The sequence below is a fragment of the Anaeromassilibacillus sp. SJQ-5 genome (assembly GCF_054108045.1).
The window spans coordinates 2,272,056-2,287,100 of record NZ_JBPJWQ010000001.1 but is presented as its reverse complement, the minus strand read 5'-3'; the positions used below and the strand labels follow the sequence as shown (position 1 = coordinate 2,287,100).

Sequence of the window (15,045 nt, the reverse complement as noted above, 5' to 3'; positions counted from 1 at the left end):
TATTTTGATGGTTGGAGGAATGGGATGAAACAGCCATGGCAGGGGGAGAACAACGAAAAGCTGCGTCGTCTTCTCATGGACTATTACGCGGTGACGGGACAGCGCATCGGGGTATTCGACGCCGATTTTCATATGCTGATGGCCTATCCGGAGCCGCATTGTGCCTTGTGCAGCTGGCTGCGCAGCAGCGAAAAGGGCGAGCGGCGGTGTCGGGAATGCGACAACCACGGCATGCGGGAGGCGAAGCGCACCGGCCGGCCGGTGGTCTATCGGTGCCACGCCGGGCTGCTGGAGGTATGCGTTCCCCTGCAGGAGGAGGGGGGGAGGCCGGCCGGATATCTGATGTATGGCCAGCTGCTGTACGACGAGGATTTGCCGGGACAATGGGAGGACACCCGCCGCCGATGCGCGGATTTATTTCCCGACACCGCCATGCTGCGCCAGGCGTTTCACCGGGTGCGGCGGATGTCTGCTGCCTATATCGAGGCCTCCTCTCACATCTTGGCGGCCTGCGTGGGCTACATCCGGCTCGAGCAGCTGATGAAGGGGCGGCAGGATTTGTGGGAAGGGATGCAGTCATATATTGCCCAGCATCTGACCGCGCCGTTCACGTTGCAGGATATGGCCGACGCGCTGTCGGTCAGCGTGGCCACTCTCTGCCGCACAGCCCGGGAGAACAGCGGTAAAACCGTGGGAGCGCTGGCGCTAGAGGGGCGGCTGACCCAGGCCAAGCGGCTGCTGGCCGGGACCGATCTGCCGGTGGCGGAGGTGGCTGCCCAGGTGGGGATCGCCGATTATAACTATTTCTCGCGGCTGTTCCGTCGGGAGACGCAGATGTCCCCCCGCCGGTACCGGGCCGCCGTGCGGGAGGGGACGCTCCCGTCGCCGGAAGGCGAAAAATAGACGCCTGAGAGGAATTCGGTTTTCGGGTCGGCATATTGCCCCGTTTTCCCGCATACTATCTACTATGATTTTCGGATGAGGTGATAGTGTGAAGGGAGCCGTTGAAGGTAGAGCCATCGAGTTGGGCGAATACATTATTGAAAATAACGCGACGGTGCGCGCCGCCGCCAAGAAGTTTCATATAAGCAAAAGTACGGTACATAAGGACGTTTCCGACCGCCTGCGGGTGGTTAATCCCCAACTTTATGTGCGGGTGCGCAGCGTACTGGACATCAATAAAGCGCAGCGGCATATCCGCGGCGGCCTGGCCACCCGAGAAAAATACCGGCACGACGAGGAAGAATAAAAGAGAAAACCGCCCTTTTCCGAAATGGAAGGGCGGCTTTTTTATGTCCGGGGCTGTTTAGACACGCGGTCGCAGGCGGGCGGGTGCTTTTTTCCTTCGTGATGGGCCCGGCATGCCCCGCAGTTTCCGAGGCGGGGGCATTTCGTCCGTTTGCAGGGGCAGGCATGGCCCGCGGCCGGCGCGTTATCGGGCGTCTTCTCCTCCTTCAAGCTAATCCTCCCCTTCCATATACCGCCGCAGGCGGGCCAGCGCGTCGGCGGCCCGGAGCGTATCCGGAAACAGCCGCTGCGCCAGGGGGCGGAACCGCAGATGGCCCTCATCGGCCTGCCGGCGGATGACCTGAAGCTGCAGCTCTGCGGGCTGGGAGAGAAGAAAGGGGAAGTCCGTCCGCCCGGCCTGATCCCGGAGGCGGAGAGCCGCCGCTTGATCCCGTTCCAGCAGTTCTCGCGCAAAGGGCAGGGCCAGCCGTTCCTCCAGCTGCTCCAAGCCGTAGAGACGGGCAGCAATTTCCAGGCCCTTCACCGTCTCCTCCCCCAGATTGTCCCGCAGCCGCCGGTACTCGTCCGGAAGAAAATACAGCCATTTTCCGGCCAGCCGGCCGAAGGCCTTGCGGCCGTCGAACCAGCCCAGCTTCATCTTCTTGGCGGCGTCTCCCGGCTGGTATGCGAAGGCCGTACCCAGCCGCTGCGCCGGCTTGATGTAGATCAAATCCAAATCCGACGGCAGGCCTCTCGGCAGACCGGTGTCCCCGATGTCCACCACCACGACGTGATCGGGATGGCGGCGCAGCAGCATCTTGACCGGCAAGTTGTCGATGAGACCGCCGTCCAGGAAGGTTTTGCCGCCGATGGCGGGACGCTGGATCCCCGGATAGGCCGAGGAAGCCATGATGTAGTCGATGAGCTGGCCCTTGGGAATCTGGTCGCGGTAGAGGTGCCGCCCCTGCCGCCTAGTCACCTCAAAGGTGACTAACCCGTATTCCACCGGGGAAGCCCGCAGCGCGTCCTCGGTCACCAGCTCCTCGAACCGGCGGCGCAGGGGGGACATGTCCAATCCCCGGCTGCGGAACAGCTCCTTGACCACAATGTCCGCGTTTTTCACATGGAACAGGTTGTCCGGCACCCGCAGGGGCTCGGGCAGGGCGAAGCCCTTTTCGATGCTCATGTCCAGCCACAGCGTCACCGCCTCGTCATAGCGATCCAGCGCCACCAGCGCGCCGTTCATCGCCCCTACCGAGGTGCCGACCACCGCCGTGATGGACACGCCCATCTCCCGCAGCGCCCGCCACACGCCGATTTGATACACGCCCTTGCAGCCGCCGCCCGCCAGTACCAGCCCGTAATTTTCCATGATGCCTCCTGTCGAATGCGTCTTTCCTTCTATTCTACAACAGGAAGAACGGCCGGTTCAACCGCAAGGATTTGGCAATTCCCCGCCCAGCAGGCTGCGCATCACCTGCTCCGCCGCCCTCACGCCGTCCACCGCGGCGGACACGATGCCTCCCGCATAGCCCGCGCCTTCCCCGCAGGGGAACAGGCCGTGCACCGCCGACTGGCCGCTGTCGTCCCGCAGCAGCCGCACCGGCGAGGAGGAGCGGGATTCCACACCGGTCAACACCGCGTCCGGCCGGTCGAAGCCCGCCAGCTGCCGCCCGAAAGCCGGCAGGGCCGCTTTGAGGGAGAGCGCTACCGGAGCCGGCAGGCAGTCCCGCAAATCCGCGAAGGTCACGCCCGGGCGGTAGCTGGGTTCCACCTCGCCGAGAGACGCCGACTTTTGATCGCGCAGAAAATCCGCCACCAGCTGAATGGGGGCGCGGTAGCCTCCGCCGCCCAGCGCAAAGGCTGCCTGCTCGATCTTCCGCTGAAAGGCCGCGCCCGCCAGGGGGTGGGCCGAGCCAAAGTCCTCCGGCCCCACCCCGACCAGCAGCGCGCTGTTGGAGTTGACGGCGTCGCGGGCGTGCTCGCTCATGCCGTTGACCACCAGGCCGCCCTCTTCGGAGGCGGCGGCCATCACCACCCCGCCGGGGCACATGCAGAAGGTATAGACGCCCCGCCCGCCCAAAGGCCGGCAGGACAGCTTGTAATCCGCCGCGCCCAGGGCCGGATGCCCGGCGAAACGGCCGTATTGGCTGCGATCGATGAGGGCGCGGGGATGCTCAATGCGCACCCCCACGGCAAAGGGCTTCTGCTCCATCGGCACGCCCCGCCGGCAGAGCATCTCCAGCGTGTCCCGGGCGCTGTGACCGATGGCCAGGATCAGGCGGTCGCAGTCGAGATCCTTCCGCCCATCCGGCGTATTGACCGCGATGCCCCGCAGCGCTCCGGCCTCGATATGCAGATCCACCGCCTGCCAGCCGAAGTGAACCGTGCCGCCCAGGCGCTCAATCTCCTGCCGCAGGCCCTTGACGGTGCGGCGCAGGCGATCGGTGCCGATGTGAGGTTTGGCCTGCCAGAGGATATCATCGGGATCGGCGGCGGGATCCCCCGCCCGGGCCAGCTCCTCCAGCACGAACCGGCAGCGGATATCCTTGATGCCGGTGCTTAGCTTGCCGTCCGAAAAGGTGCCCGCGCCCCCTTCGCCGAACTGGACGTTAGAAGCGGTGTCCAATACGCCTGTGGCGCGAAATCGCTCCACGTCCCGCTGCCGGGCGTCCACGTCTCGGCCCCGCTCCAGCAGCAGGGGGCGCAGCCCCGCCCGCGCCAGGGTCAGGGCGGCGAACAGGCCCGCCGGCCCGCTGCCCACCACCACAGGGCGCGGATCGGCCGCCCGAGGGAACCGGGAGGGCGCGTAGATAAGCGGCCGCACGACGCTAACGCGGCTGCTGCCCGCCCGGCTGACTACGGCGGCTTCTTCCTCCGCCACCGTCACGTCGACAGAGATGCTGAAATGCACATCCTCTTTTTGGCGGGCGTCCACCGCCCGTTTGGCCACCCGGAGGGTGCGCAGAGCGGCGGGCGAAATCTTCAAAACCGCGGCCGCCGCCCGCCGCAGCCGTTCGTCGGTGTAGGTCAGCGGCATCCGGATGCCGGTAATACGTATCATATACCCCGTCCCCTTTCTTTCACGCAGTCCCAAAGCCCCGCGGCCATTGCCCTGGCCGCCGCGAAGGCTGACGCCCAGGCCCATTGCAGGTTGAACCCGCCGCAGTCGCCGTCGATATCCAGCACCTCGCCCGCCGCGTACAGCCCCTTGATCCGGCGGGATTCCAGGGTGGCGGGATCGAAATCCTTGGTCAGAATACCGCCCGCCGTCACTTGGGCGGCGGCCAGACCCTGGGTGCCGGTGACCGCGATGCGCCACCCTTTGACGAGGGAGGCGAGCCGGCGGACGTCCTTGTCGGTCAGCGACGCCGCCGGATTCGTCAGCGGCCCGCAGCCGGCAGCCCGCAGCACCGTCTGGCCCAGCCGCTTTTGCAGCAGCCCGGTGAAATAATCCTCCAGCCGCCGCCCCGGCAGTTTCCGCCGCTGCGCAAGCCGGTCGGCCAGCGCTTCCCACGACAGAGTGGGGAGCAGATCCAGCTCGGCTTCCAGCCGGCCCGGCCGGCCCTCCTGCTCCCATGCCGCCGCGTGACGGGAAATCTGCATCACCGCCGGGCCGGACAAGCCGTATTCGGTGAAGAGGATTTCGCCGGCCTCCGCCGCCAGCCGCCGGCCGTCCAGCCGCAAGGCCGCCGTCCCGTCCACCCGCACACCCTTGAGCGCCTTGACAAAGGCGGTGTCGGTTCGTATTTGTACAATGGAAGGGAAAACCGGGGCCTTTCCATGTCCCAGCGCCGTCAACAGGCCGTAGCCGTCAGCGGAGCCGCCGAGGGAGGGGGAAGCCGCGCCGCCGCAGCAGACCAGCACCCGGCGGGCCCGTACCTGCCCATCCGGCAGGGTGAGAAGGAAGTCCCCGCCCTCCGGCCGAATATCCCGCACCGCCGCGCCGCAGCGCTCCTCCACGCCCAGCGCCGCTGCCTCCAGCCGCAGGCAGTCCAGCACCGCCGCCGCCTGGGCGGGCAGCGGATAGACTTTTCCGTCTTCCCGCGCCGCGCATTCCACCCCGATGGAGGCGAAAAACGCCATAGCGTCGGCGGGGGTACAGGCGGCCAGCGCCGGCCGGACAAAGGCCGGGTCCGCCCCATGGTACCGGCTCTCCTGCGTCCGCAGGTTGGAGAGGTTGCAGGTGCCGTTGCCGGTGGCCAGCAGCTTTTTCCCCACTCGGGGCCCTTTTTCAACGAGCAGGATGGCCGCGGTTTTCCGCCGCCGTCCCGCCTCCCGGGCAAGGCACACCGCCGCCGTCAGTCCGGCCGCGCCGCCGCCGACCACTATGGCATCGTACAGGGGTTCCACGCTCACCGCGCTCCCGCCTTTCCTTTATGGTTCCTCCAGTATACCAAGACCTGCCGGATTTGACAATCGGGTTTTTCTTTACAAGAATTGGAAATGGTGTATAATATGCAGTAACAACCTATAAGGAGGCAGCCGTATGCCCAAATCCCCCAATCAGAAGATGAAACCCCTTCTTCTGCAGCGCATCCTGCTGGAGCGCACCGATGAGGATCACGGTTTGACGGTGCCGGAGCTTATCGCCCTGCTGGAGGAGGAGGGCGTCGCCGCCGAACGCAAAAGCGTGTATTCCGATTTGCAGACGCTGGCCGACTTCGGCCTGGACATCGTCAAGCGCAAGGAAAGCGGGAAGGTGGTGTATTATGTGGGGGCCCGCACCTTCGAACTCCCCGAGCTCAAGCTGCTGGTGGACGCGGTGCAGTCCTCCCGCTTCATCACCCATAAAAAGTCCAACCAGCTTATTCAGAAGGTAGAGGGCTTCGCAAGCCGGTACCAGGCGCAGCAGCTGCAGCGGCAGGTGTTTGTCGCCAACCGGGTCAAGACCATGAACGAAAGCATCTACATCAACGTGGACAAAATCTACGAGGCCATCGCCGCCAACCGGTGCATCACCTATCGGTATCTCGATTGGGCCTTCCGGGACGGGGCAGCGGGCGGCTATGAAAAGCAGTTCCGCCGGCAGGGGAAAACCTACCGGGTCAGTCCCTGGTCCCTCTGCTGGGCGGACGAGCGGTATTATATGATCGGCTTCGATTCCGAGGCGGGGCTTATCAAGCATTACCGGGTGGATAAAATGCTGGGCATCGCCCTGACGGACGAACCCCGGGACGGCCAAGAGCACTTTGAGCATTTCGATATGGCCGTGTATACCCGCCAGGTTTTCGGTATGTTCGGCGGCAATGAGCAGACCGTGACCCTCCGGTTTGAGAACCGGCTGCTGGGCGTGGTGCTCGACCGCTTCGGAGAGGATGTACCCATCCGCCGGGAGGACGCGGATACCTTCCAGGTGCGGGTGAGGGTGGCCGTCAGCCCTCAGTTCCTGTCCTGGGTGTTCAGCTTCGGCGGCGGCGCCCGCATCGTTTCACCCGCCGCGGTGGCGGATACCATGCGGGAGCAGCTGGCCAGTGTGATGAAGCAATACACGGAAACCGAGGGCCGGTGACAAGCTGACGTACATAACGACTTTTCCCTGCTGCTTTCCTTGCAAGTGTTTCTTCTTCAACTGCCTTAATGTGTGTATACTTTCTTTTGGACACAGGAACACCCCCTGATGTAGTCTGTTTTCCTACATCAGGGGGTGTTTGCCAGTTTAGGAGCCGCTGCCCGGTTTGCTGCCGGTCAGACCTTCCTGCTCCATCATGGCTTTCATGACCGATATATCGGCGGACACGTCCATGCGTTCCTCCTGCATCAGGCTGTCCAGCAGGTTGACGAACGCTTTGTTGACAGTGTCCAGCGCGTCCTCGATTTCCTTCTTGGTTTCCTGCTGCTGCTCGGTGGGCATGGGCTGGTCGTTGAATTTCTTGTATGCCTCCAGCAGCTTGAGGGTGGTAGGCAGATAGTAGCTGAGGAACCGCCGGATTTCCGGCAGCTTATGAGGATGTTCGCCCACATAATGGAATATCGCGGCCGCTGTTTTTTCCATCTCGCTGATTTTCTGCGAAATGGCTTCTTCCGGAATGCCGTCGTTGCAGTCGCGGATTTGCTGGAGGATCCGGTTGGCCTCTTCCTCCAGGGCCTTGGCCTCGGCGGAGCGTTCCTGCTTGGGAGCCTGCTTTTTCAGCTCCTCCTGTTTCTGCTTGGCAGCCAGATAGGCCTGATAGGTTTCCTCGTCCAGTATGAAATATTTTCCCTCGTCGTCCACATGGGCGCCGGGCAGCATCCCATACTGAATCATCCGGCGCAGATCCTTGGCGACAAATTTGGGCGTGCCGCCGGTGATGTAAGCCAGCTCTTCGATGGGCCGGAAGGCTTCGCCCGCCATGGCCTCCTTGTACCGCCGGCAGCGGCGCACCCGCCCGCGCAGGCGGCTGCCGCAGCCCAGCAGGACGATACACAGCACCAGCAGGGGCAGGAACACGCCCAGCCCCAGGCCGGTGAACAGCTGGGCCCAGCCCAGCGCCAGGGAGAGGATCCCCATCACCAGCACGGCGGTGAATACGATGCCCAGGCCCAGTGCGCCGAACACGGTGAACAGCACGCCCGCCGCGCTGCCCGGCAGCTTATCCTTGCGCTTAATAACCGGCTGCGCCCGCATGGGAGGGGGCGGCGTGGCCGGCCGGGGCCGGGGCGGCTGCGGGGGGACGGGCCTCTGGGGCGGCACCGGCCGCTGCTGCGCCTGCGACGGCGCAGGTGGGTAGGGATCCGTGTAGGTATAGGTGTACGTGTAGCTTCCGTTACCACTCGTCTCGGTGTACCCCGCGGACGGCGGCACCGGCCCCGTCGGCGGCACGCCGGTCTTGAAAGCGGACTTGAGATCCTTCGACAAATCCTGGGTGGCGGCCTTGATGGTGGTTTTCAAATCGTTGAATTCCTGCATATTCACCACGGACATGACCGAATCCTTGATTTGCCGGCCCAAATCCTTGAATTCATTAAAATCGTTTTGGCTCATTGTCATTTCCCTCATTCAATCAGATGATGTGGCCTTTGGCTATAGTATAACGCAATCGGCAGGGATTCACAACAGCCAGCGAGGATTCTTAACCTTCTGTTAATGGATCATTTAGAACTTCCGCCGAATTGTCCCTCCGGCCGGCCATCCGGCGGTGCTGCCGGCAGCCGGACGGTGAAGATGGTGCGTTCGGCGCTGCTCGCGGCGGTGATGGTGCCGTGGTGCAGCTCCACGATCTGCTTGGCGATGGCCAGCCCCAGCCCCGCGCCGCCGGTGCGGCTCTGCCGGGCGGAATCCAGCCGGAAAAACTTTTCAAACAGCCGGCTGAGTTGGGCGTCAGAGATGGGATCCCCCGCGTTGCTCACCATGATGCGCACCGCGTCCCCTTCTCTGGCCGCCGTCAGCCGGATGTCGGTGGAGGGATAGCTGTAGTTGACCGCGTTGCGCAGCAGGTTGTCCATCACCCGGGCCAGCTTGTCGGCGTCGGCGTACAGGATGAGATTCTCCTCCAGCTCGGTGGAAAGGGTCAGATCCTTTTCCGCCAGCATGGGATAGAACTCGTCGGCGATTTGGTACAGCATAACCGTCAGGTGAATCTTGTTGGTTTCCAGGGTGATGCTCTGCAGGTTGAACCGGGTGATTTCAAAAAATTCGTTGATCAGCTGCTCGAGCCGGTAGGCCTTCTCTAGCGCGATGCCGGTGTATTTTGCCCGCTGGCTCGCGGGCATGTCGGGGGCCTCCTGCAGCAGGCTGACATACCCGATGACGGAGGTCAGCGGGGTCTTGAGGTCGTGGGCCAGATACACCACCAGGTCGTTCTTGCGCTGCTCTGCCTCCCGGGCCAGCCGTTCACTGTTCAGGGCGCTGTATTTGATGGAGTTGAGCTTGAACTGCACGTCCTCCAACTCCTTGGGCAGCAGGATGGGCGCGTCCTCCTTGTTGAACACCATGTCCACCGATTCCGCGATGGGGGTGACGTACCCGATGGTGCGGGAAATGGTGCGGTAGATGACCACCCCCATCACCACGACGTATCCAAAGGTCAGCCAGAACACCTTGGTGTCCATCAGGGAATAGTACATCTGCGTGCCCAGCAGCGGCAGCAGCAGATTGGACAGGAACGTCCGCAGGGCGGTGAAGGATAGGTACAGCAGCCCCAGATACAAGAGGGACACCAGGACGGCGGTCAGCAGAAAACGGAGCATGATGCTTTTTTTCAGCGCCCGTTCCAGGGTTTTACTTTTCAATTTTGTACCCCACCCCCCAGACCGTCTTAATAAACCGTGGGTTTTTGGGCGGCTCGTGCATTTTTTCCCGCAGCCGCCGGATGTGGACCATCACCGTGTTGTTGGAATTGAAGTATTTCTCGCCCCAGGCCTTTTCAAACAGCTCCTCGCTGGACAGCACCCGCCCCCGGTTTTCGCACAGCAGCCACAGCAGGTTGAATTCGATGGGGGTCAGTACCAGGGGCTGATCGTACAGGGTGCAGGTGTGGGTTTCCTTGTTGATGACCAGCCCGTTGAAATCGATGACCGTGGTTTCCTCCGCCCCCTCGTTGTACCGGGTGGCCCGGCGCAGCTGGGCCTTGACCCGCGCCACCACCTCCAGCGGGCTGAAGGGCTTGGTGATGTAGTCGTCGGCCCCGATGGACAGGCCGGTGATCTTATCCAGCTCCTCCACCTTGGCGGTCAGCATGATCACCGGAAACCGGTAGCCCTCCCGGATGCGCCGGCAGATGGAGAAGCCGTCCATGTCGGGCAGCATCACGTCCAGCAGCGCCAAATCGATTTTTTTCGCCTCCAGGGCCTTGAGCGCGTCCAGCCCCGTGTAGCAGGTGTACACCGTGAATCCCTCGTTGGTCAGGTACAGCTCCATCAAATCGGCGATTTCCTTCTCGTCGTCCACCACCAATATGTTCATGGCTCTCGCCTCCGCTTTTTCGGATTCCCGCCCCACGGCGGGACGGCTTCTTTTATTCTTTTACTATACATCATGGGCGCCCGGCCTGTCCAGCGCCGTAAGAGAATGTTAAGAAGTCCAGTTTCGGTCAACATACGCCCTGGCAGTTTTACGCTTTAGCAAGTAAAAATGGGGCTTGACTTGTTTGAAAAAGGCGCTTATAATGAAGAACAAAGCCGCCCCAAAGGGGGGCCCGGCAAGCGGGCTTGCCGGACTCCGGCGCGGCTAACCAACAGGTAAAGGACGGATTTGGATGACGACCGGCGCATTGGCCATGGTTCGCTGCCTGGAGCTGGAGGGCGTGAAGACCGCCTTCGGCTATCCCGGCGCGGCTATCTGCCCCTTTTACGACGCCCTGGCGGGCAGCCCGATTCACCATGTGCTGGTACGCACCGAGCAGAACGCGGCCCACGCCGCCAGCGGCTACGCCCGCATTTCCGGGGAGGTGGGGGTGTGCATCGCTACCTCCGGCCCCGGCGCGACCAATCTGCTCACCGGCATCGCCTCGGCCTATATGGACTCTATCCCCTTGGTGGTGATCACCGGCCAGGTGCGCAGCGACCTGCTGGGCCGCGACGTGTTCCAGGAGGCGGATATTACCGGCGCCGCCGAGCCGTTCACCAAGCACAGCTACATCGTGTCCCGGGCATCGGATATTCCCCGTATTTTCAAGGAGGCGTTTCATATCGCCTCCACCGGTCGGCCCGGCCCGGTGCTCATCGACGTGCCCATCGATATGCAGCAGAAGTCCATTCCCGACTTTGATTACAGCCGCCCGGTGGACATCATCGGCTATAAGCCCCGGGTGCAGGGCCATTCCCTCCAGATTAAAAAAGCGGTGGATGCCCTGCGAACCTGCAAGCGTCCGGTGATCTGCGTGGGCGGCGGGGTGTTCTCCGCCGGCGCGCAGAAGGAGCTGTGCGCTTTTATCGAAAAGCTGAATCTTCCCGCCATCTCCACCATGATGGGCATCGGCGCGCTGCCCACCGCCCATCCTCTCAACCTGGGGATGCTGGGCTCCCACGGCTGCGCCCCCGCCAATAAAGCCATCCGGGACGCGGATTTGGTCATTATGGCCGGCGCCCGGGTGGGGGACAGGGCCGTGGCCGCTCCCGGTCAGGTGGCCACCCGCGCCAAGGTCATCCACATCGACGTGGATCCCGCCGAGATCGGCAAGAATATGCCCGCCCATATCCCGATTGTGGGCGATTTGAAGCACGTGCTGGAGGAGCTGACCAAGCACGTCGACTGCCAGGCTCCCCAGGAGTGGGTGCAAGCGGTCACCGAACGCAAGAAACGCTACGCCGCCAAGGCCATCGAGCCGGTGGAGGGCTTTGTGGAACCCAAGACCTTCATGCATGCGCTGGCCCGCCGGATGGAGGCCGACGGCATCCTCTGCGCCGACGTGGGACAAAACCAGATTTGGTCGGCCAACCACTTTGAGATCCGGCAGGGCCGGTTCCTCACCTCCGGCGGCATGGGCACCATGGGGTATTCCGTCCCCTGCGCCGTGGGGGCCAAAAGCGCCGCCCCCGGCCGTCAGGTCTGCGCGGTATGCGGCGACGGCTCCTTCCAGATGAGTATGATGGAGCTGGGCACCATCTGCCAGGAGGGCCTGGGCGTCAAGATTATTATCATGCGCAACACCCGCCTGGGCATGGTGCGGGAGCTGCAGGATAATCTGTATAAGGGCGTGCATTCCGCCGTCTATCTGGACGGCAGCCCCGACTTTGCCAAAATCGCGGAGGCCTACGGCATCCGGTCCCGCACGGTTTCCTCCAACGAGGAGGCCGCCGGCGCCCTGGAGGAGATGTGGGCCGACGATAAGCCCTATCTCCTGGTCTGCCAGGTCAGCCCGGAGTACCCCTCCCTGTAAGCGGGCCGTTCATTCTCCGGTCTATGGAAAGGAGTCAGCCGTTTCTATGAAATACACCATGTCCGTGCTGGTGGAGAACCAGCCGGGCGTCCTGTCCAGGGTGTCCGGCCTGTTTTCCCGCCGCGGCTTCAATATCGACTCCCTGGCGGTGGGCGTCACCGAGGATCCCACCATTTCCCGCATGACCATTGTGGTGGACGGGGATGAATACGTGGTCGAGCAGCTGGAGAAGCAGCTCAACAAGGTCATTCCGGTCATCAAGGTCAAAACTCTGGAGACCGGCGCGTACATTCCCCGCACCCTTTCCCTCATCAAGGTAGCGGTGGGCGCCTCCCAACGGGCGGAAATCATGCGGGTTACCGAGCTGATGGGCGCTAAAATCGTGGACGCCACCCGCACCACCATGACGGTGGAATTCTCCGATACCGCCGAGCGCACCGAAACCCTGGAAACCCTGCTGCGTCCCTACGGCGTCAAGGAAATCGTGCGCACCGGCATCATCGCCATCGAAAAAGGCCCGGATCCCACCCGGACGGTGAAAAAATAAGTCCCCCGTGTATATGACGACCCTTTGCGAGACCGCCATATATAACATAAAATTTTGCCGCCAAGCGGCACAGGAGGAGTACATTATGGCAAAAATCTACTACCAGAACGACTGCAACCTCAGCGTGCTCAAGGACAAGACCGTGGCCATCATCGGCTATGGCTCCCAGGGCCATGCTCATGCCCTGAACCTGCATGAGAGCGGCGTCAACGTCATCGTCGGCCTGTACAACGGCTCCAAGAGCTGGGCCAAGGCCGAGGCCGCCGGCCTGAAGGTCGCCACCGCCGCCGAAGCCGCCAAGGCCGCCGACGTCATCATGATCCTCATCAACGACGAGAAGCAGGCCGATATGTACAAGAAGGATATCGAGCCCAACCTGACCGCTGGCAAGGCCCTGGCCTTTGCCCATGGCTTCAGCATCCACTTCGGCCAGATTCAGCCCCCCAAGGATGTGGACGTGTTCATGATTGCCCCCAAAGGCCCCGGCCACACTGTGCGCAGCGAGTATGTGGAGGGCAAGGGCGTGCCCTGCCTGGTGGCCATTCATCAGGATGCTTCCGGCCGCGCCCTGGACGTGGCTCTCGCCTATGCGGCGGGCATCGGCGGCGCCCGTGCCGGTGTGCTGGAAACCACCTTTAAGACCGAGACCGAAACCGACCTGTTCGGCGAGCAGGCCGTGCTCTGCGGCGGCGTGACCGCCCTGATGCAGGCGGGCTTCGAGACGCTGGTCGAGGCCGGCTACGATCCCCGCAACGCGTATTTCGAGTGCATCCACGAGATGAAGCTCATCGTCGACCTCATCTATAAGGGCGGCTTCTCCATGATGCGGTACTCCATCTCCGACACCGCCGAATTCGGCGATTACGAGACCGGCAAGCGCCTGGTCACCGAGGAGACCAAAAAAGAGATGAAGAAGATCCTGGAGGAAATCCAGGACGGTACCTTCGCCTCCAAGTGGATCAATGAGAACAAAGTGGGCCGTCCCCACTTCAACGCCTGCCGCCGCATGCATGCCGAGCATGAGCTCGAGAGCGTCGGCAAGGAGCTGCGCAAGCTCTACAGCTGGAACGAAGAAGAATAATCCGCGAACGAAAAAGCGCCCGGCCATGTTGCCGGGCGCTTTTTCGTCCTCCGCCGGTGTCACTCCCGGCCCTTTTCCTCCCGGGCGCGCCGGATGCCCTCCAGCCGCTCGCCGAACCCGGCTTCCTCCCCGAAGGGGCCCGGGTGGTAATACCGCCGTCCCGCCAGGCTGTCCGGCAGGCACTGCATGGCCGTGACGTTGTAGGCCGCCGTGGGGTCGAACTGGTATCCCTGCCCGTACCCCAGCTCCTTCATCAGGCCGGTGGGCGCGTTGCGGATTTGCATGGGCACCGGCTCCGCCAGGCTTTCCCTCGCGTCCCGCGCCGCCGCGGCATAGGCACTGTCCACCGCCCGGGACTTGGGGGCCAGGGCCAGATAGGTGACGGCGTGGGCCAGATGCACATTGCATTCCGGCATCCCGAGAAAATGGCAGGCCTGATAGGCCGCCACCGTGATTTCCAGCGCCCGGCTGTCCGCCATGCCGATGTCCTCGCTTGCGAACCGGATCAGGCGGCGGGCGATGTACAGGGGATCCTCCCCGGCTTCCAGCATCCGGGCCGTCCAGTACAGCGCCGCATCCGGATCGCTGTTGCGCAGGGATTTATGGATGGCCGAGATGATGTTGTAGTGCTCCTCCGCCCGCTTGTCGTACAGCAGCGCCTTTTTCCCCAGGCACTGCTCCACCACCGCCCGCGTGACGGTAATATCCCCCTGCCGGTCGACCTCGCCGTTGAGCACCACCATCTCCAGGGTGTTCAGCGCCACCCGGGCGTCCCCATTAGCAAACGCGGCCACGATGTCCACCAGTTCGTCCGCCATGGCCACCGCCTGCCCCCCGAAGCCCGCCGGGCTGGTCAGCGCCCGCCTCAGCAGCGCCGCCACATCCTCCTGGGACAGGGCGTTCAGCACGAACACCTTGCACCGGGAGAGCAGGGCCGCGTTGACCTCAAAGGAGGGATTTTCGGTGGTGGCGCCAATGAGGATGATGCTCCCCTGTTCCACGTAGGGGAGAAAGGCATCCTGCTGGGCCTTGTTGAACCGGTGGATTTCATCCACGAACACGATGGTGCGCGCGCCGGACAACCGCCGGCGCTCCGCCTCGCCCATGACCTCCTTGATCTCCTTGATGCCGCTGGACACCGCGCTGAAATTGATGAACTCCGAGCGGGTCTGGCTGGCGATGACCCGGGCCAGGGTGGTCTTGCCCACCCCCGGCGGCCCCCAGAATATCATGGAGGGGAGCCGGTCGGAGGCGATCATCCGCCGGAGGATTTTCCCCTCTCCCAGCAGATGCTGCTGTCCGGCGATGTCCTCCAGGCTTTCAGGCCGCATCCGGCTGGCCAGCGGCTCGAGCTCGTTCGTCGTGAACAGGGACTCCTGAAACATGCCCAT

General features: G+C 63.3%; 13 protein-coding genes. 6 read left to right on the top strand and 7 right to left on the bottom strand.

What is annotated here, in order from left to right; all coding sequences use genetic code 11:
- The first annotated feature begins 24 nt into the window (after window positions 1-24).
- Together ACSAMM_RS09765 and ACSAMM_RS09760 are read left to right on the top strand one after the other, a co-directional pair.
- Window positions 25-903, top strand: a complete 879-nt coding sequence (locus ACSAMM_RS09765; RefSeq protein WP_457791208.1) for a PocR ligand-binding domain-containing protein — start codon at window positions 25-27, stop codon at window positions 901-903.
- An 88-nt stretch (window positions 904-991) separates the two neighbouring features.
- Window positions 992-1,249 carry a sporulation transcriptional regulator SpoIIID gene (locus tag ACSAMM_RS09760; protein WP_178725495.1) on the top strand — a complete coding sequence of 86 codons (258 nt, stop codon included), beginning with the start codon at window positions 992-994 and terminating at the stop codon, window positions 1,247-1,249.
- A gap of 210 nt (window positions 1,250-1,459) precedes the next feature.
- Here ACSAMM_RS09760 and ACSAMM_RS09755 read toward each other — a convergent pair whose 3' ends face one another.
- The 3 genes from ACSAMM_RS09755 to ACSAMM_RS09745 are packed head-to-tail and all read right to left on the bottom strand — an operon-like array spanning window position 1,460 to window position 5,586.
- On the bottom strand, window positions 1,460-2,599 hold the full coding sequence (locus ACSAMM_RS09755; protein ID WP_457791207.1) for a patatin-like phospholipase family protein: 1,140 nt from the start codon (window positions 2,597-2,599) through the stop codon (window positions 1,460-1,462).
- A gap of 57 nt (window positions 2,600-2,656) precedes the next feature.
- A complete protein-coding gene (locus tag ACSAMM_RS09750) occupies window positions 2,657-4,291 on the bottom strand; it encodes an FAD-dependent protein (RefSeq protein WP_457791206.1) in 1,635 nt (544 codons plus the stop codon).
- Entirely contained in the window at window positions 4,288-5,586 is a 1,299-nt protein-coding gene (locus ACSAMM_RS09745; RefSeq protein WP_457791205.1) for an aminoacetone oxidase family FAD-binding enzyme, read from the bottom strand. Before ACSAMM_RS09745 ends, ACSAMM_RS09750 begins: the two co-directional genes overlap by 4 nt.
- A gap of 130 nt (window positions 5,587-5,716) precedes the next feature.
- Here ACSAMM_RS09745 and ACSAMM_RS09740 point away from each other — a divergent pair, with 130 nt between their 5' ends.
- A complete protein-coding gene (locus ACSAMM_RS09740) occupies window positions 5,717-6,739 on the top strand; it encodes a WCX domain-containing protein (RefSeq protein WP_178725539.1) in 1,023 nt (340 codons plus the stop codon).
- A gap of 147 nt (window positions 6,740-6,886) precedes the next feature.
- Here the strand turns inward: ACSAMM_RS09740 and ACSAMM_RS09735 are convergent, their stop codons facing one another.
- The 3 genes from ACSAMM_RS09735 to vanR form a co-directional block, all read right to left on the bottom strand.
- Complete coding sequence (locus tag ACSAMM_RS09735) at window positions 6,887-8,191, bottom strand: 5-bromo-4-chloroindolyl phosphate hydrolysis family protein (protein WP_457791204.1); 1,305 nt, start codon at window positions 8,189-8,191, stop codon at window positions 6,887-6,889.
- Window positions 8,192-8,298: 107 nt separating this feature from the next.
- Entirely contained in the window at window positions 8,299-9,438 is a 1,140-nt protein-coding gene (locus ACSAMM_RS09730) for a sensor histidine kinase (protein ID WP_457791203.1), read from the bottom strand.
- Window positions 9,428-10,111 carry a VanR-ABDEGLN family response regulator transcription factor gene (gene vanR / locus ACSAMM_RS09725; protein ID WP_457791202.1) on the bottom strand — a complete coding sequence of 228 codons (684 nt, stop codon included), beginning with the start codon at window positions 10,109-10,111 and terminating at the stop codon, window positions 9,428-9,430. The genes ACSAMM_RS09730 and vanR overlap by 11 nt, the downstream gene beginning before the upstream one ends.
- Window positions 10,112-10,403: 292 nt before the next feature.
- Between vanR and ilvB the strand changes: the two genes are divergently transcribed.
- From ilvB to ilvC, 3 genes are read left to right on the top strand one after another with little or no spacing between them, the layout of a single operon-like run.
- A complete protein-coding gene (ilvB, locus tag ACSAMM_RS09720) occupies window positions 10,404-12,026 on the top strand; it encodes a biosynthetic-type acetolactate synthase large subunit (RefSeq protein WP_178724790.1) in 1,623 nt (540 codons plus the stop codon).
- 46 nt (window positions 12,027-12,072) lie between these two features.
- Complete coding sequence (gene ilvN / locus ACSAMM_RS09715) at window positions 12,073-12,573, top strand: acetolactate synthase small subunit (RefSeq protein WP_178724788.1); 501 nt, start codon at window positions 12,073-12,075, stop codon at window positions 12,571-12,573.
- Between the two features lie 13 nt (window positions 12,574-12,586).
- On the top strand, window positions 12,587-13,654 hold the full coding sequence (ilvC, locus tag ACSAMM_RS09710; protein WP_457791201.1) for a ketol-acid reductoisomerase: 1,068 nt from the start codon (window positions 12,587-12,589) through the stop codon (window positions 13,652-13,654).
- Window positions 13,655-13,713: 59 nt separating this feature from the next.
- Here ilvC and ACSAMM_RS09705 read toward each other — a convergent pair whose 3' ends face one another.
- Complete coding sequence (locus tag ACSAMM_RS09705; protein WP_457791200.1) at window positions 13,714-15,039, bottom strand: replication-associated recombination protein A; 1,326 nt, start codon at window positions 15,037-15,039, stop codon at window positions 13,714-13,716.
- Window positions 15,040-15,045: the final 6 nt, after the last annotated feature.